Source organism: Fodinibius saliphilus (assembly GCF_005869845.1).
Classification (GTDB): Bacteria; Bacteroidota; Rhodothermia; order Balneolales; family Balneolaceae; genus Fodinibius; species Fodinibius saliphilus.
Map to the genome: position 1 here is coordinate 849,799 of NZ_VAWF01000001.1, position 18,461 is coordinate 868,259.

Below are 18,461 nucleotides of genomic sequence, written 5' to 3' on the forward strand. Positions count from 1 at the left end.
ATAAAGTTTCAAATTTATTTGCCCAATCTGCGAGGGAAAATATATGAAATGCTAAGGCTCAAACTATTATACCGATAGATTTTACTGGTAGATAAATATCCGTTGAGTGCCAGATCCCAATATTTATTAATCTGTGCAGTAACACTCCCACTGGCAGCTAAAAAAGCCCCATCTCTATTACTATGTTTTCCCAAAATTTCTAAACGACTTGAAAATGAAGGATCACTACGCATATTCTGATAACCAAGCTCTACGCCAGCGCCTTTAACTGCAAGGTTATTAGGTGTATAGTATGGAACCCCGGTCAGGTATCCTATTTTAGCGTCAGCATAAGAAAAATCAACCAGTGGGCGTATTTTTGTCAATCTATTATTATCAAGAACACGATAGTATAGTTTTAATAATCCCTCGTAAGAAAAGTTTTTATCAGTATACCATTTTGCAGTGAGTGAAAGAGCTGTTTGAAAACGATTATCGAACCAATGGTCTTCACGATATAATGTCCCCTCTATTTTGTTGATGTCACCCTGCAACCCAGAATTAGTAAATACCGGCTGTAGTTTAGCCTCAACCGAAGTATAAGTAGAATCTTTAGCAAACCAGTATCCCAACTGTGCTCCAGGCTTCAAGGAATTGTTTTCCGAATAAATACTTCCCCCTAATATTAATTGGCTGCTTTGGTTATTAAAATTTCTTTTATACTTATAATTTACATTATATAAATAATCTATTCTATTACCATTTAATGTATTAGAACTAACATATCGATCATGTATTGATAAGCCGTGCACATATTTTGTCCGATTTCCCCATTCTCCGAAAATACCTAAGGAGCCTGTATTATTTTCAAAATTATCAGAAGTGAATGAAGCTTCTGAACCCACTATCACTCCTTCACTCTTACGATATGTGCTAGTAACTGCCTTTCGCAGGCTATCAGAAAAGAAAGCGGGAAACTTTTTATAGAAAGACTTTTGCTTCTCATATCCCATATAGCCTATTTCATCACGCACTAACTTCTTACTTTCCTTTTCAGCCTCTCCTGTTTCAAAGAGTGGATAAAGCGTTTCATATCCTAAATCCCTGAACTTTGCATAGATCAGTTGTTGACCGATATACGTACGCAGCGAATTGTTCTCCGGATTCTTGTCCAGATACTGCTTACTACGATCAATAAATGCATTATATCGCTGCTGCTGCATCAACCAACCCAACTTAGTCGTTTCAGCAATCTCTTCTGATTTTTTAGCCCAAAGGCCGGCCCGAGTTAATTGATTTTTTTCTGCATATCGATATGCAATCTGATCGGCATATGGTATTATTTGCCTTTCGACGAAGGTTGAATCGGGAAAAGACTGCAGTAAATTAATCGTTTGATCTGCATCCCCATAAAATATTGATTGCTCAATTGCATAACCGTATAACGAATCGGACCGGGGATTTAAATCAATTAGTTCTGAAATATACTTTTTTCGCTTTCCCCAAGTATCTGAGGCTTGCAACAGTGATTTAAGTAGTTCAGGATTATCCGGCGTTAAATTATAGGCTCGCTGTAACCATCGATCCCGAAACTCTTGGTTTGGAACACCAAACTGATTGATTACCATATCCTTGAATTTTAAAATCGATGAATCATGGTATTTTTTCCAGAGCTTTTCTGTAAATCTATATGCACGATCAGGCATATTTTCCCATCCATAGTATTTCAATAGTCGTTCTACATCCTGTGTATACCATTCGCCATTGCTCAGCAGAAGCCGTTCAAGTACAGTAATCGCTAATGGCGTTCTATCAAATTCAATAGCCAGCGACAATACCTTTTCTCGCAATTCTCGGCTATTGTGATTGCTGCTATATGCAGCTAACGCCTTTTCGAGCCGCTTATCTGTCCACTGTTGTGTTCCTTCAACTTCAGATTCCGGAGGATTCATATAATCCTGGTAATCACTTTTCACCTTTGATACAAGCTGCCCCCTTTCTCGCACCTCCTCGCTCTCCAAGACCGGCATTTCCAGGGAATCAGAAGTTGTTTTAAACTGATACAAAGCGCCATCCCATAATGGAGACTGCTCAAACGCAATATCTGATGTCGAAAGCGCTTGTTCTACAACCGGTTGATTCGCTTCGCTTACATAAGTAAACCAATATTTTGATTCATTTTTTGAGTACCGTCTATCCATGGGGACGGTCGAAATTTTAAGTACGTTATCCTCATAACTGTACTTACTGTACGTATTGAGCCATCTTTGTGCAATGGGTGCTGCTTCTTTTACAGCTAGAAAACGTGAAACAGGGTATCGTTCCAAAGTTTCATCCACACGGTTTTTAAAAACCTCATACAAACCAATATCATGTTCGTCATTGCTATGCCAACCTAATCCCCGGGGATTTCTGCTCCTATATTTATCTTGAGAGCGCTGGTGAACCTGGAAAACATCATCAGGGTGAACAAAATGATTCCAGATTCCGGTAAAAAGGAAGAGACTATTTTGATTAAAGTTTGAAGCATTATCGTTCACATACCCACTTGTAATTCGGGGATAATCAAATAACTCTGGAGCATAAGGCTCAGGACCAAATTCACGATCTCCTCCCTCCTCAAAACTACCCAGATAAATAGAACTTATGTACTTAATACTAGGCATGGTTAAAGAAATTGCTTGTATACCTAATGAATCAATATTGTTTGTAGGTGGTACATAGGATACGGGAAAACTCCCCAGATTATCTATTCGCCACCGCTTTTTAACAGCCTGCAGAGAGGCTTGCATAAACTGAATATTACTCCAATCCTTCTTCCAAAGAGAAAAGTGATTGTAGCCGTGCAATCCCAGCTCATGCCGCGAGTCACGAATATCCCGGGCAAGCCAGGCACTAGCATTATATGTTTCCCCATCAAAAGTTATCTTTCCAGACTTCCATTCTTTAAAATCGAAAGGTGGCACCACCACAGCATTATAATTAAAGGCCATAACTGCTGTATAGTCCATATTATAGGTGTTGGCCAGTCTTTTCATATCAGGCCACCAAATTCGAGCAACAAAATCAGCGTGTGTGGTATCATATTCTTCATCCACAGGTTCTAATTTTTCATTATATAGGGGAGCTGGAAAGTCATCCAAAAATATGGTGCTTACATTAGCAACCCGGTATGGGATACCCTCAAGGGCTTTTAATCCTACGGAAAACAGTAATCCGCGATAACTTTTATCGGTCATAACGGTTGTATTGAAATAGATAGAACGCCCCTTTCCTATATCTCTTTGTATGATTGCCGGGTATTCGGAATTTGTGGATGCTGTTGCTAATACCGACTTGTCATCTACAAAATACTCACCACCAAAGCCATTATGAATAAAAGTTGCCCTATTTTGATATTGCTTACCCTTATAATGGGGAAAGACATTTTTCTTAAAGGTAAACCCTTCTGCTGTTTTATTAAGCACCGGATTTTTATTCGGATCTAAACCGGTAAAATACTGGAATCGCTCATCATAAAGGGGCGATAATATTACCAACTGATTTCCTTCAGCCACAAACTCAAGCAACATTTCCACTTCTTTCTCTTTCATCTGCTCTACCCGATCGGTGGAAAAATATATTACCTTAATGGATTTTGGTATTTCCAACTCAGAATCTCCCAGTGTTAAATCATGCGTTTGATATGGGATTTTTGCATACTCCAAAGCCTGTGTGACATTTTCATTAGAAGAAATGGAAGAAGAATCAAACCGATTTTTAACCACCATGACCAGCGGTTTCGATTCCTCAAAGTTTTGTATAGTAACTTGTCGATCCGAAGAACACCCTCCACGACACCCACCAAGAGTGGCAATCACCAAAATAACAGCACACAAATAGAGGTAAAGCCTATTCATTCAAATATCCTGATTCATTACCCGGGAAAATATGAAACAAAATGTCGTCAACTTTTGATTCTGTTGGCCGATTTATGATCTCATAAACAGTGGTCGAAGGTCCATCGTAAAATTTTTTAATATTTCTTTCAGGTAACGCTTTAAAATCTGCTAACCACTGTTCAGCATCACGCATCACCCCTGGAGAATCATACAAAATACCTTGTTGAATATCGCCATATGGGGCTTTTTCGGTAAATACAAAAATCGATGCAGGAGGAACAACATCAACAGATTCTGATGTCAATTGCTGTTGATAAAGAGAATCAATAGCACCGTATTCATCCAAAAAATATTCATAGTCCATATAAAAATGCCTGTTTTGGGCTTGAATACGAAATACTTCTGGCCCCACAGTAGCATATGTATAGGGCAATCGTTCATCTATAACCTGATAGTAGGCCTCAAAAAAACCATCAGGCATCGTTGAAGGTAGCATTCTGCTTACTCGAATACCGCCCTGCATGTAAATTAATCCACCAATAACACCTACTGAAATTACCCACGAGAGTTTAATAACAGTGGCGGATGTAATATCGATCAATCGCTCAGACAACTCAAATAATACTGCTACCAAAAGACTACCAAGAACCCCTATCATCAAAGCATAAAATTCATTGAGCTGGGCAGTATCAAGCCAAAATAGTTCAGAAAAATCCAGTAAAGTGGTATACCGCAATGCAATTAGGATAAAAACGACTACGAATATTAGCTCATCCCGAATAGTTGAGCCTTTATTCAAAACATAATCAATGAGGTAATAGACCAGCAAACCACCTGCAATATATATGTAGTAGAGACTCAACTGTTGAATTGGAAATAATAGTTCCGGGAAATAACTATATGCTTGGATATCATAAAGTTGGGATAATACAAAAGCCTGCATATCGGTATCCTTATAAAACCCATAGATTATAAAGGGTAATAACACTACAACGGCCAAACTAAGTAAGTAAGCCGAAAGTCTTAAGAAAGACTTTAGATATCTTCGTCTCGGCAGACTTAACAATCCCAAAAACAAAAGCGGAAAAAGGATAACAAAAGCCACAAACAGGTTTGTAAATCCGGTTGCTACAAAGCCTGAAAGGATATAAAACCAAGGACTTTTGTACGTTGCTCGTAAATTTCTGATGAAAATAGTTAATGTTGGCAGCGCGAAACAGAGGGCTAAATCGATACTGCTGGCTTCTACCTGTTGGTCCAGGGATATAGGTAAAAATAAGATTGGTACTATAGCATACAGAGACATTCCGACAATTGAAGCAAAAGGATATCGGTTTTTTGTAATATCACGAGATATCCAATACACAATAATACAGAGAAAAAAGCTGGTTAGTGCTCCTAACAGGTGCAGTATCATTTCAGGGCTAATCTGTGTTAGCATACTGAAAATACTTACCAGTGAGTGCATACCTCCTGGTATAGGAGTTTCTGCAAAATACTGCTGTAATCTCAACTTCTTAATACGATCAAGCTGTTCAAACCACCCACGGCTAAATGGAGCAGCATGTTGCAAGGCAGGATACATTCTAATGAGTCCCCCCGTTAAGGCAATACCAAAAACAAGAAACCAGTGACTGCCTTCTTTGGACTCAATAGTAAAAATATTTTTTACCTTCTCTTCAACAGCTTCCCAGTGTGATGTTTCTTCATTTTCAATAATTTTCACTTGTTTAATGAGGGCCTGTAGTTCCCACTGGCGAAGATATTCTCTCACACTCTGGGCATCACTGCGATATATATTAATAATCAGTGGAATTAGCAGTAAGGTTAATCCCAGACTTATAAAGTCGTAGATATGAAGGACAGTAAGGACAAAAACAGTAAATATAATGATACCGCCTAACCCTACCCAAGAATAGATAAGCTTTTCAATATTAGGTAAATTTCTTGTATGGGATAAAAAAAGTGGAGCAATGAAACCAAATAACAACACGAAAGTAATAATAATACGTGCCGCCGCAAATAAGGCATCTACCACATATGGTAACTGAAAAAAAATGTCCACAGATATCAGCTTTAAAGGATAATCATATATTATTGCTGCTTGCTCGAAATCCCTTTTGAAATATCATTTAGCTCTATCGTGCTTATAAAATATGGCATGCCCAAAGTATCTAACCTGTTACGCGCCAATTTTTTAAGACTATAAGTTTTAGCAAAATCAACAATTAAAAACGGCAGATCATATTCTTGTTTTAATTTAATTATTCTATCCACTTTTTCCCGATATGATTCGGTTGACCTGAGATGGTAATCTTTTCGCTTAAAGTTGTAATTAGTAGCTACATCTTCAATTAGTACGGCATCAATATATTTATGAGTTCTATCCAGCATAAACAGCCCAGCATTCTGAACTACTACCGCCTTGGGATAGCGTTCTTTAATACCTGCAATTATTTCGAGCATATACGGTTGCAAATGGCTACGCTCAGTATAGGGTGCTACATTATCAATAGTGTCCAAAAAAAGTCCATCATAACCTTTAGTCATAATGTTTGGTAACACTTTATCCAGCAAGATAGATCGGGTCGTAGAATCTGCTAAATTAAGATATGGGCTATCCCAGTTCTCATTAATACCAATAAAGCCCTGTTCTTCCATAAGAGGGTAATACCATCGAAACTTGTTAACCTCTCCCAGCGAAATGTAACCTAACAAGGTATTATCAGGAGTATTTAAGGTATCAACAGCTGCTTTTGAATAGTTGTCGGGCTCTACAATAAGCAGATCATACTTTGAAGCTACTTTCTCAAGTGAAGATATGCGCTCATAACTTGCGGCGAATGGTTCTACATCAATCTTTTTTACAGATTCAGTAGTATTACACGCATCAATCAAAAGAGATATCGAACAAAAGATTAAAACAACATACCTTATCATACTAGGCATCCTCTCCAAGTTTACAAAGCTCTTTCCAATTCAAATCATTAAGCATTTCGACCGCTGTTGGTATCAAGATCATATCAAACTGAACATCTGCTCTTTCAATAAGCCTTGATGTTAATTCATCTAACCATTCTTTACCATTTTTAGTATCGTTATCTTTACTACTCTCAATAAACTGTGCTACAAACTCAAACAAGCCAACAACTTTTCCGGTCCAAACAATTTCATCACCCTCAATGCCATTCGGGGTTCCAGAGCCATCAACCCATTCATGGTGGGTACGTATGCCTTGTTTTACACTTTCATCTAATGAAAGATTTTTGATCAGTTTATACCCCAGAGTTGGGTGCTCAAGATCAGAGCCAACCGTTCTCTTGTTAGAATTTTGGCGAAGGCTTAAATATCCTATATCGTGTAGCTTAGCCGTAAGTAATACATTCTCTTTTTCGCCTTCTCCCATTCCAAAATAATCCCCAAAAGCGTTACAAAGAGCCATGACCCGATCCGTATGATATGCAGTCTTATCCCTTTTCCGCTCAATCTCTCGTAGCATTTGGTAATACGTTTCAGTAATACGATTGGTAATATGCTTGTTTTGATCCTGATACCGAAGGAGCTGTTGCAGGGTCTCTAAAATCACCTTATAATTTTCTGACGATTTAAAATCTTCTCCTTCTCCCCCATCAACAGTAAGAATCAAAAAAGTACTGGGAGAAAGCGTATTCATTGGTTCAACAACTAACTGACCTTCATCCTCTGTTAGATCCAATTGATCTTTCAAATAAGCAGAAAGGGCGTCAGCATTTTCTTTATCACCATCGAAATATTGAATATTAGCCACGAAATTATCGGCCATATTTGCTTTTGCGACCACCATTGGCTCGCTAAGATCAACCAAGGCTGCCGATTTTGCCATTTTAACCCCCGTAAGATGACCTAGTAACACATTGGCATAACCCGACACTTCAAGCCCCTCAGACTCTAAAGACACGAGTTCTTTTTCTATTCCCTGCCCTGTAACTTCTCTTACATCATCTCGGTCGTCAGACTCGATCAACCAATTAGAAAGAATCCGACCAATAATTGACAGGCGTGGAATAATACCACTAGGATTTTCAACATACGGACCCGTACAGTACATTCCACAGAATTCATCTTCATTGAACAAAGGAATACGATGACAGTGACCTATAGGAAAAGAAGCGCCCCCCATCTCCTTCATTTCCTCATCTATGAGCACTCTCTTTTCCAGATTATCAAGGCGCTGTTCAAATTTTGCTACTTTTTCACTACGCTCACTGCTGCTCAGTTTACTAAGCGAAAATTTACTTTCCAGATTTTCAGTAAAAACAGATCGATACTGAAGTTTTAATTTCCCTTTCTCATCTTTTAGATAAACAAAATGAACAGGAGCATTGTAGAGTATGTCCATCCACTCGGCAACTTCATGAAATTCGGGGCTTGCACTTCTTGATAAGTATTCAGCAGCCAGAGCCCAAAACTCCAATTCATCTTCTAGCTCAAAATCTTCGAGTGAAAAAGCTGAACCCAGTCTCTTGGCAATAGTTTGTACGTAACTTTTAACATCTTTCATAATTTAAGAATTCTAAAATGCAGAATAGTAGTAGTAATCAAGGTTTTGAAAAAATCTTTTAGCTATTAAACCAGAAATAATCGCAAAGCAGATTGAACCACCCAGTAGACCAAACACAGCATATTCAAGAGCAATTATTCGGCTACACAAATAACCAACAAAGATATTTACTACTACCGCTGCTAGTATTGAGCACATTGAATATTTCGGTTTGTGTAAGGTGAAAAAGAATAAAGTATGCAACAAGCCTATATTTAAAAAAACATAGGATATGCTGGCAATCCAGAACACCTTCGTTGTCATGGGGTTAGCAAAGAAATCACGAATTTCAGGGATTTCATTGCCAAAACTTTTTAAACTGATTACGGAGTAATAGGTAAGGGCTATCGAAATTGCACTTACTAGTAACAACAAAATTATTTGTCGAAAATAAAACCTCTTGTAGTATTTATTAAATGATTCTAACTCACTGAATTTAGCCTTTTTCTGTAGAGGCACTAAGAATTTGGAAAATGCCTCAACACTGTACTCCAGCACTGCCACACTGAGAACTAACGTAAGCAGCGCCCAGTCCATCCCTAGCTCATAAGGGGTATTAAACCAAATTATATAGGGCGGTGGCGGTGGACCGGCAGACCATGCCAGAATTCGATCCAAAAATAAAAAAAGGAAATATCCAAATCCATAAATAAAATAGCGGTAGTTAATGTAATAACGGACCTCCGGCTCAGCCAAAGACTGCTCAATATTTTCACTGGGGCCAAATCGTATTTTAAGCTTAAAAAAGAGGTAAGCATATCCGTACAATGTTCCTGTTGTAATTGCCATGGCTAACCATTGGGAAACATATATCCCCATGTTCATAACCTCCATATTAAATAATACGACAAATGTTCCTGCGGCAATAATTACTAGTATCGGAATCTGTTGTTGTAAAGCATATAAAACACCCGATCCCAATAGTAAAAAACTTATTAGAACCATATATACTAACCCCAAAACGATCATAGGCTGTGGATAAAAAGGGATTACCAGGTTAACCATAAAAAAGAGTAGAGCTAAGAGTAATACCGTAGAGACACCCGCACTTACGATCTGTTTGGCAGCTTTAAATGCCAGGTTAAAATTATTATTACTCTTATGTGTTGTTACCGACCTGCCCATTACCTGGATAAATCCCCCGGTAATTACAAAAGCCGTTATAGTTCCAAAAGCTACAACAGTAGCCTGGGCCTCATTAAACTCCAGCCACGCCCATAACGAATATCGGAAAATAATGACGGCTGCAATCTGGCTTAACATCGGAAGTGAAAAAAGCAACCCTTTGCCATAGTAAAAGCAAAAAAACTTTACCTGCTCTAAAAAGCCTGTATTTGTAATTTCGGCAATCTGCTCCCCACTATTGGCTTCCTCACGCTTCCTGGTCTCTTTCTTCAACTGAACATATAGGTCGTCAGCTAAGTCAAAAATTGAATCATAGCCGAAATCTTTTTTAACATCTACTTCCCGAACCCCTAAAGATTCAATAGTTGCTGCCACGGCCCGCCTACTTAAAGGGTTACCAACCAGTTCTCGTACCTCTTCGGTAAGCTCCTCAACGGAATCTATTGTTTTACTTTCAATAACAGGAAGTTCAGACATCTGCCTTCACCTCCTCCATAACTTTTTTTACAGCGGACAATCCTATACCACCCGATTGAGGAATATGTTTCTGCTCATGAAAAGATTGGTATAAATTTCGATAATTATTCACAGATTTCGTGATAGTATATTTTAACAATACTCGTGAACGAGCCTTCTGTCCCAACTCAATACGAAGGTCATCATCTTCCAGAAGTTTTATAACTCCATCTGCTAGTTCCCTGGCATTTCTAGGTTTACATAATATACCACACCCTTCTACAGCTTCTCTAACACCACCAACATCGGTTGCTACTACAGGGCGAGAGCAACTCATCGACTCCAATACTGTATAGGGGAACCCTTCAGATATTGAGCTGAGAATTGATAAATCCCCTTCATTAAATATTTTGCTGGGCGTATCATGATATCCACCGAAGGTAAAGTGGTCTTCCAGGTTTAGCTCCTCAACAAGATCTTTACACTTTTGCACATAGGCCTTATCTACTTCTAGACTACCATAAATAATATATTGTACGTCCGGGATTTCACGACGAACCAGCTCACAGGATCGAATCATCGTTTCTATATCTTTCAATGGAAATACATGTGCTACCGCAACCACTGTAGGTTGATCCTGAGTATGTTCTGGTTTAGGCTGAGGACGAAACAGATCAGCATCTACTCCATTATATATCGGTCTAATACGATCCTCAGTTGCCTCATACTTTTTTTCCCACTTTGCATTAATTGAAGTAACAGGGGCAATTCGGTCGGCAAAATAGTAGACAACACGAGTCATAAAAGTTGACATATTTACCAGTAGACGCTGAGAGAAGTAGGACATATCTTCCTGACTCACGTTAATCAGGCGTTCACGAATATATACCCCATGGTCCGTCACCACCATGGGGGTTCCATATTCAAATTTTGCCACAATAGAAGAAATTGCTGGAAAACCAGCCAGGGTAGCATGAGTAGCACTCACCTTTGGGATATCGACAGCCAACGGCATCATAAAATGATAGATCCATCGCATTCCGAAAGTTACATCAAGCATACTGGGATGCTCAGAATCACTATGATCTCCCAAATCTGCAAAATACTGTTCCAGACGCCGTTTAAATGCATCCCACAATAATGGATGACTCAATGTCTTTTTGTAATCAAACCGCTGGAAAAACTTCCAGAAACCATATATAAGTTCACCTGCCTGTTCAGCAGATTGGAAAGGATCAAAGATATGATCTAAAAATCTACGGTACATTGGCATAAAAAGCTGCTCAATGACATCATTTGAAGTATTAGCCTTTTTGAGCAGATGTTCAGAAAAAGGCCGATCCTTATCAAAATGACTAACCGGTTCTTCAACACCCCACAGAGGAATATGAATAATTGATTTAATATTTGGAGTTTTACGATAACGGGCCTCTACATAGGGATTCCCCGTCAATGCCATAATAATAAAATCAATATCATCTACTAACTCTGTACACAAAATATGGGCCCAGGTAGACACACCTCCACCGGAGTAAGGATAGGATCCCTCAGTTTCAAATAATATGGTGGGTTTTGAGTTAATCATTATATACTGAACATCCTTTTAATAGCTGATCAAATATTGTTCGGTAACGGTTAAAAATATGCTCCCACCTATGATTCTCAGCTACTAAAAGAGACTTCTCATTGACGATTTTCCGCCAATAAAATGGATTATTCCATGCTGATAAAACACTGTTTAGCAAACCCTTAGTGCTCTCATCTTTATTTTTTATAATACCATACCTATTGGTAACGTCCCCAGCTTTCCAACCTATAGGTAATACCTTACGAGCCAAAGCTTCAAATAAAACCAGCGGCTGTGATTCATTATGACTAGTAATGCATAAAGCATCCATCTTATCTATATACTCAACCGTAGATTTATTCCATACCAGTCTTAACTCAGGATACTCCTTGCTTTTTTTGTGAACCGCATCAGCCAGTTTTGGTTCATTAGCATCGCAGCTAAGCATCATAAACTCTATACCATCGACCCCCATTTTTCTAGCGGCATCTGCTAAGGAAAAAAATTTAAGTGGATTCTTCATTTCGGCACACCGCCCTATCCATCCTACCGTTAAATCCCCTTGATATTCCTTTTCTTTCTTTATCCAATTCCCCGGAATGCCATTTGGAATATACTGCACATTAGTTGCTCCCATTCTATGTTGCTCTTCCATATTGCATTCGGACACAGAAACGACCTGGTCAGCAACCTTATAGATACCCTCAGCCATTTTTTTAAACATCTCTGTATATTCATTTTTGAGCTGCTCTCTATCAGGAATTTTATATCCACATTCCAAAGCTACGGCCCCCATGTCTATCTCCTTCCAATAAAGAGCATGCTCTGTCAATAACAGAGGTTTTCCTGTATCTACAGCCACTTCCTTACCCAACCACCCTGCGAAACCGGTATTCGCAATATGAACCAGATCACATTTACTTACTATCTGTTTAGTCTTTTCTTCTACACTTTTTTTCCATTGTTGGGATTCATCCAGCCAATTCTTTTTTAAACTTGGGGGTGGAATTCGACAAAAGGAATGCAGGTGCTCTGGAACCTCATACAAAGCTTCCGAAACCGGGGCATTTAAATATTGGTCCGTGGCAACCTGAAGAATATGAAAGCGCTGGTTATGACAGGCCTTCATATATTGGTGAACCCATTCACTTACACCACCCCGATACCAAGGGTAAGTGCCTTCTATCACCAATAGAATATCCGTGCTGCCCATGAGTAAGACCGTTAAATAATGAACTAACTATGATTTAGTATACATACGCCATAAAACTGAACCAGTCTGAACCAATAACCGCGAAAGCATTTGATACTCTTCTGTAGTAAAAAGCTTATTTCTTTTAAGTATGAATAGCCCAAACAACTCTGCATTATCAGGCACTTTCATATCGTTCATTAGTAATCTCTTTTCATCCGCTGCAAAAAGAGGTACCGTTATTTCTGAAGATAGGTCATGTTTTTTTGAAAAACTTTGCATAATGCCTTCCCCTTCCCCAAAAACATTATTAGATAAATATGGCTGACCTTCTTTTTTTAGCTTTATAAAAGTCCCTTCATTAGGCAAGTCTTCTGAAAAGCTATAACCGTTTGTAGAATACTTATTGGAATCACAAATGAGTTCCGGCACACCATCGGATATTTCACAAAAAGCAACATAATCAAGATTGAATTCTTCAAAGATATCGTCACACAAATCCTTAATAAGAGTCTGAAAATCGCTGTTACGCGCATCAGACATTATTTTTTTAATAAGCTTGTTCTTTTTATTTACAAGATCACCCACTTCCGGTACTACTACATTAGTGACTAGCTTCAGTTGTACAGTCTCAAGTAATTCATCGTGGTTGCTGATAATTTCAGATTTATTGATTACATCAGCAGCACCATAAGTTAAAGCCTTTTCCTTTTTCTCTTCTGTCGGCAAATTACTCATTACCAACACTGGAATTTGTTTCTTAAGAGAATCTTTTTTCAAAACCTGTACAAAATCAAGACCATTTAGTCCCGGCATATATATATCAGCAATAACAAGATTTATTGGCTCTTTAGACAAAATATCGATTCCCTCTTGGGCATCATTGGCATGAACTACCTTATAGTCATCCGATAACACCTTATCTATGAAAATATGCATCGGCTTATCATCATCAATTACTAATATTTGATAATCCATTTTAATAATCTTTAAAACCCTTTATAATTTTGCGTAAACAGCTAGACTATTCCATATTTAACTTCTTCTGGTTCTATATTTTTTTACATTCTACATCTATTAATACAGGAACCACCAGAAAATCGATCCAACCTTATAATGCTTATCGGTCAAATGTCTGTTTTACTAAGTATAGAAAATTTTAATAAACTTTTTACCAAAGCTTTAATTCTATTTTATGCTTTGTTCTTTATTCATGGTAATGCCCTTAGCCAATCAAACAAGGATAGCTTAAAGGTAGAATTAGATCCAATTACAATTACCGCAATTCAATCTACTGTTAGTACTGAAACGGCTCCTATCTCCTTTACTACAGCCAGAATCAATGAACAAGAGCTCAATCAATCCGCTCCCCTTTCACTAAGTAGTGTGGGCGCGCAGTTACCCGGGCTGTGGGTAAGTGACCGCAATAATTATGCACTAGGTGAAAAGCTGACTATTCGAGGTATTGGCTGGCGTGCAGCTTTTGGGGTACGCGGTATACAAGTTGTCCTCAACGGCATTCCCCTTACAGTAGCAGACGGACAAACAATGATAAATATTATAGATCCTGCCTTTATTAGACGTGCTGAACTCGTTCGGGGTCCTGCCGCTACCTACTGGGGCAATAGCAGTGGTGGTGTGCTTTACCTTTCTACAAAACCTTCTCATAATAAAGATAATACCCTGAGAATGCGTACCATGGCCGGATCTTATGGCATGCGAAAGGGTGAAATAGAATACTCAACATCAAACCCTGATCATGATATGTCGCTTTATTCTAGTTATCTCGCATCAGATGGGTTTCGAGATTACAGCGGAGTAAAGATGTTTCGTTCGGGCATAACCGGAAGAACCAATCTCACTTCAAAAAGTCAGCTCCAGTACCAAGCGGGAGTTATTTATATGCCGGAAGCACAACATCCCAGCAGCTTAACAAAACAACAGGCCGAAGAAAATCCCACAATGGCTCGATCAATATTCGCTGATTCTGCTAAAGCTGGAAAAACGATAAGTCAGGGGCAAGCTGGCCTGTCATATACTCTGGATACTACAGCTGGTATATTCAATCTCACTGGATATGGAATCTATAGAGACTTAAGCAATCCACTCCCCTTTGGTATTATTACAGTCAATCGCTGGGCTGGTGGTCTTAGGGCTACCTTTGATAAAGATTGGAATAATGCCAATCTCCAGTTTGGTATCGAAACAAAATTTCAGAATGATGACCGCACTGAATTTGAAAACACAGGGAATGCCCAGCGAGGGGCCATTACGGTAGACCAGATTGAAAGAGTATGGAATCAAGCCGCCTTTTTAAATGGAACCTACACCATTGGTAATATAAATTTTATGGGAGGTATTCGTTTCGATCGCCTGACTTTCGAAGCAGATACAAAAACTAATCAACAAGCAAGTAATAGAACATTTCAATCTTTTAGCCCCAGTTTAGGCATTAGTTTCACCCCGTCACCTCATACTTTTTATACAAATGTAAGTACTTCTTTCGAAGCCCCAACAACTACTGAATTAGTAAATCGTCCTGGTGGCGGTAATGGGTTTAACCCATCCCTAAAACCAGAACAAACAGTAGGAGTAGAAGTCGGTGTTCGAAAAACTACACCGAACAACCCATTATCGTATGATATCGCAGCATATAAGCTGTGGATTTCAGATATGCTTCTACCTTATAAGTTAGACCCGAACGGGCCTACCTTTTATCGCAATCAGGGCCAAACATCCCATGCAGGTATTGAAGGGCGTATTTTGATACAGTTTAACACTAACTTAAAATTGAGTTCAACAGCAAACTTGACCAGGGCTATTTTTAAACAAACTGTAAACCAATCGGTTACCGGAAATGAAGTGCCCGGCATTCCCACGTTCAGACTTAACAACCAACTCAGCTGGAAGTTTGGAACATTCTCCGGCGAACTGGCATATAACTATAACAGTGGCTATACCGCTAATAATCTTAATACCGCCTATAACGATCGTTACGGGGTGTTCGATATTAAGTTCAGTTACCTCTGGTCGATAACAGGCAATAAAGCAAAGGTCCAGCCATTTATAAATATTGAGAACGTATTAGACACACGTTACAATGGTTCTATTGTAGTTAATGCCTTTGGGGGGCGATATTATGAACCAGCTCCCGGTCGTAGTTGGCGTTTTGGGGTATCCGTATCGTTGTAGAATCCCCATTCAAGAAATTTTTCAATAATATTGTAACAATTAGCGGTCTCGTTCTCTTGTTAAAAAAGGGATAATAAAAAAACAGACGGCTATTATGATAAAGCATTTACTAATAATTGTACTAATCGGAGGAGGTATATATTATTATTGGACCACCCGTCCCGTTACACATGGTCCTGGCATTGTTGCCCCCAATACACCTGTGCAGGAAACCACTTTTAATAGTAAAAAAATTAGCTATAAGGATTTTATACTCACCCCAAGAGCTAATTTTAAACTTGAAGCAAGAGTGCTGTCAACTAAAGGCTACTATTTCGACAAATACTCAGAGCTAACACCTTTCGATGTTGTTTTTGGCTGGGGGCCAATGTCTAACGAAACGAACCTTGAATCTTTGATGGTTCGACAGTCCGATCGTAGTTTTTACTGGGAAATGGCCCGCCCTCCACTTGAGCAACAAAAAATGTGGCAACACGCTGCCAATATGCATCTTATTGGCTCTACACAAAAAATACGTGATAAAATTTCTTCATTACGTCAAGGACAGGTCGTAAAAATGAAAGGGGTTCTTGTAAATGTGAACTCACCAGACGGCTGGAAACTTAAAACCTCCCTTACTCGGAAAGATATAGGTGAAAATTCCAGTGAAGTTGTTTGGATAAAGAGTCTTACAATCCTTTAATTGGAGAGCACTAGTTTAATCTATCCAAATTAATTTTTATGAGCTGGCTCAAAGACGTAATCGTTGATATAATTGTAACTGCTACAATTATTACTACCGTTTTGGTAGAACACTCTTTTCTCTTTTGGCTACTTTGGGGATACACAGGTCTTTTGCTTTTTGTTAAATTGTTTGTTCTTATTGGTGATGATTTCCTTAATATGATGAACAAAGCAAAAACAGAAGCCCCCAAATGGTTCAGTCACTTATTATATGCTATTAATACTGGAACCCTAACGTATTTCCAACATTGGTACCTGGCCGGTGGATGGTTGCTAATATGGGGATTATCATTTCTTACTCAACGTAAAATTGACAATAGCTGATTATATTAATCAGCATCCACCTACCAGTTACTTTAATATTAGACCTAACGATTTTCAAATAAAATGCCTTATTTAATGGCGGCACCCCTGATGGGCTTGCAGAAAGTAAATCGTTATACTATCGATGAGTGTATAATAAACTTCAATAAATATTAAAACTATGAAAACAGTAGAGCATCTTCTTTTATTAATAACTGTTATTGCGTTTACTGCCTGTAGCAGCCAAACCAGCTCTAATATTGATTTTGCAGATGATAATGGAGGCATCAACCTACCAGACGGCTTTAAAGCAACTGTAGTAACTGATAGTATTGGTCAGGCAAGACATATAACAGTAGATGAGAATGGAAATATATATGTCGCACTTAGAGAACCCCATAATGGCAACGGCATTGTTGCTCTGGCTGATGAGAATAATGATGGTATTGCTGATATAACAAAGTACTTTGGAGATTATAGTGGCACTGGTATACATATTTATGATGGCTATCTCTATTTTGGATCTAAAACTGAAATCGTTCGTTATAAGCTCCAAGAAAATGAACTTGTTCCCAGCAATAATGCCGAAATAGTCGTTGATGGCTTCCCCGAACAGCGTCAACATGCTGCTAAATCTATTGCCTTTGATCAAAATGGCAACCTTTATGTTAATATAGGCGGTCCATCAAATGCTTGCCAAGAAGAGATGCGTACTCCGGGATCACCTGGCATGGCCCCCTGCCCCCAACTGGAAAGCCATGGCGGCATCTGGCAATTCGATGCTAACACTACCGGCCAATCTCTTCAAGAGGATGGTACACGTTATGCAACCGGTATTCGAAATGCCGTTGCATTAGATTGGAATAAACAGACTGATCATTTATATGTTGTTCAACATGGTAGAGACCAATTACATACGTTATGGCCGGATTATTACACCGTAGAACAGAATGCTATTCTGCCTGCGGAAGAGTTTTTTGAAGTTCAAGAAGGCGATAATTTTGGCTGGCCGTATACCTACTACGATCACCAACGAGGCGAAAAGATGCTTGCCCCGGAATATGGCGGTGATGGTGAGACAGTAGCTGAAAAAGGAAAGTATGAAGATCCCATTTTAGCCTTTCCAGGCCACTGGGCACCTAACGACCTGCTGTTCTACAAAAAATCACAGTTTCCTCAAAAATACCTCAATGGTGCTTTTATTGCCTTCCACGGAAGCTGGAACAGGGCGCCTGAACCTCAACAAGGATATAAAATAGTATTCGCTCCTTTTGAAAATGATAAGCCAACCGGTAATTACTGGGATTTTGCTGATGGCTTTGCAGGGAAAGACAGCCTCGAATCTCCCGCCAATGCCCAGTATCGTCCTATGGGCTTAGCCATTCATAATGACGGTTCCTTATTAATAACAGACTCTCGTAACGGGAAAATATGGCGAATCTTTTATACCGGTGATTAATCAAT

Annotated in this window: 12 protein-coding genes; 4 read left to right on the plus strand and 8 right to left on the minus strand. The window is 38.9% G+C overall.

Annotation, left to right across the window (positions count from 1 at the left end; genetic code table 11):
• Positions 1–14 precede the first annotated feature (14 nt).
• From FCN14_RS03505 to FCN14_RS03540, 8 genes are read right to left on the minus strand one after another with little or no spacing between them, the layout of a single operon-like run.
• The gene (locus FCN14_RS03505) at positions 15–3,878 is read right to left on the minus strand and encodes a DUF2194 domain-containing protein (protein WP_138429701.1); all 3,864 of its coding nucleotides are present in this window, start codon (positions 3,876–3,878) and stop codon (positions 15–17) included.
• The gene (locus FCN14_RS03510; RefSeq protein ID WP_138429702.1) at positions 3,871–5,925 is read right to left on the minus strand and encodes a hypothetical protein; all 2,055 of its coding nucleotides are present in this window, start codon (positions 5,923–5,925) and stop codon (positions 3,871–3,873) included. The genes FCN14_RS03505 and FCN14_RS03510 overlap by 8 nt, the downstream gene beginning before the upstream one ends.
• Positions 5,926–5,954: 29 nt before the next feature.
• Positions 5,955–6,758, minus strand: a complete 804-nt coding sequence (locus FCN14_RS03515; RefSeq protein WP_212747554.1) for an endo alpha-1,4 polygalactosaminidase — start codon at positions 6,756–6,758, stop codon at positions 5,955–5,957.
• A 43-nt stretch (positions 6,759–6,801) separates the two neighbouring features.
• Positions 6,802–8,400: an HD-GYP domain-containing protein gene (locus tag FCN14_RS03520; protein WP_138429704.1), complete on the minus strand. Its 1,599-nt coding sequence runs from the start codon at positions 8,398–8,400 to the stop codon at positions 6,802–6,804.
• 12 nt (positions 8,401–8,412) lie between these two features.
• Positions 8,413–10,041 carry an exopolysaccharide Pel transporter PelG gene (locus tag FCN14_RS03525; RefSeq protein ID WP_138429705.1) on the minus strand — a complete coding sequence of 543 codons (1,629 nt, stop codon included), beginning with the start codon at positions 10,039–10,041 and terminating at the stop codon, positions 8,413–8,415.
• On the minus strand, positions 10,034–11,605 hold the full coding sequence (gene pelF, locus FCN14_RS03530) for a GT4 family glycosyltransferase PelF (protein ID WP_138429706.1): 1,572 nt from the start codon (positions 11,603–11,605) through the stop codon (positions 10,034–10,036). The genes FCN14_RS03525 and pelF overlap by 8 nt, the downstream gene beginning before the upstream one ends.
• Positions 11,598–12,800 carry a DUF3492 domain-containing protein gene (locus FCN14_RS03535; protein ID WP_138429707.1) on the minus strand — a complete coding sequence of 401 codons (1,203 nt, stop codon included), beginning with the start codon at positions 12,798–12,800 and terminating at the stop codon, positions 11,598–11,600. The genes pelF and FCN14_RS03535 overlap by 8 nt, the downstream gene beginning before the upstream one ends.
• A 27-nt stretch (positions 12,801–12,827) precedes the next feature.
• Positions 12,828–13,757, minus strand: coding sequence for a response regulator (locus FCN14_RS03540; RefSeq protein ID WP_138429708.1), 930 nt, complete (start codon positions 13,755–13,757; stop codon positions 12,828–12,830).
• Positions 13,758–13,910: 153 nt separating this feature from the next.
• Here FCN14_RS03540 and FCN14_RS03545 point away from each other — a divergent pair, with 153 nt between their 5' ends.
• The 4 genes from FCN14_RS03545 to FCN14_RS03560 all read left to right on the plus strand — a co-directional run bounded on the left by FCN14_RS03545 (position 13,911) and on the right by FCN14_RS03560 (position 18,456).
• The gene (locus FCN14_RS03545) at positions 13,911–15,971 is read left to right on the plus strand and encodes a TonB-dependent receptor family protein (protein ID WP_171032793.1); all 2,061 of its coding nucleotides are present in this window, start codon (positions 13,911–13,913) and stop codon (positions 15,969–15,971) included.
• Positions 15,972–16,065: 94 nt separating this feature from the next.
• Positions 16,066–16,653 (plus strand): hypothetical protein, encoded by a 588-nt coding sequence (locus FCN14_RS03550; RefSeq protein WP_138429710.1) that lies wholly within the window; start codon positions 16,066–16,068, stop codon positions 16,651–16,653.
• A gap of 38 nt (positions 16,654–16,691) precedes the next feature.
• Entirely contained in the window at positions 16,692–17,018 is a 327-nt protein-coding gene (locus tag FCN14_RS03555; protein WP_138429711.1) for a hypothetical protein, read from the plus strand.
• Positions 17,019–17,178: 160 nt separating this feature from the next.
• Positions 17,179–18,456, plus strand: coding sequence for a PQQ-dependent sugar dehydrogenase (locus tag FCN14_RS03560; protein ID WP_138429712.1), 1,278 nt, complete (start codon positions 17,179–17,181; stop codon positions 18,454–18,456).
• Positions 18,457–18,461 lie beyond the last annotated feature (5 nt).

What these genes read in the sequence shown, in the direction of transcription:
- pelF (WP_138429706.1), bottom strand. Translation starts at nt 11,605, where the DNA reads ATGATTAACTCAAAACCCACCATATTATTTGAAACTGAGGGATCCTAT.
- FCN14_RS03535 (WP_138429707.1), bottom strand. Translation starts at nt 12,800, where the DNA reads ATGGGCAGCACGGATATTCTATTGGTGATAGAAGGCACTTACCCTTGG.
- FCN14_RS03555 (WP_138429711.1), top strand. Translation starts at nt 16,692, where the DNA reads ATGAGCTGGCTCAAAGACGTAATCGTTGATATAATTGTAACTGCTACA.
- FCN14_RS03525 (WP_138429705.1), bottom strand. Translation starts at nt 10,041, where the DNA reads ATGTCTGAACTTCCTGTTATTGAAAGTAAAACAATAGATTCCGTTGAG.
- FCN14_RS03505 (WP_138429701.1), bottom strand. Translation starts at nt 3,878, where the DNA reads ATGAATAGGCTTTACCTCTATTTGTGTGCTGTTATTTTGGTGATTGCC.
- FCN14_RS03560 (WP_138429712.1), top strand. Translation starts at nt 17,179, where the DNA reads ATGAAAACAGTAGAGCATCTTCTTTTATTAATAACTGTTATTGCGTTT.
- FCN14_RS03545 (WP_171032793.1), top strand. Translation starts at nt 13,911, where the DNA reads ATGTCTGTTTTACTAAGTATAGAAAATTTTAATAAACTTTTTACCAAA.
- FCN14_RS03540 (WP_138429708.1), bottom strand. Translation starts at nt 13,757, where the DNA reads ATGGATTATCAAATATTAGTAATTGATGATGATAAGCCGATGCATATT.
- FCN14_RS03520 (WP_138429704.1), bottom strand. Translation starts at nt 8,400, where the DNA reads ATGAAAGATGTTAAAAGTTACGTACAAACTATTGCCAAGAGACTGGGT.
- FCN14_RS03550 (WP_138429710.1), top strand. Translation starts at nt 16,066, where the DNA reads ATGATAAAGCATTTACTAATAATTGTACTAATCGGAGGAGGTATATAT.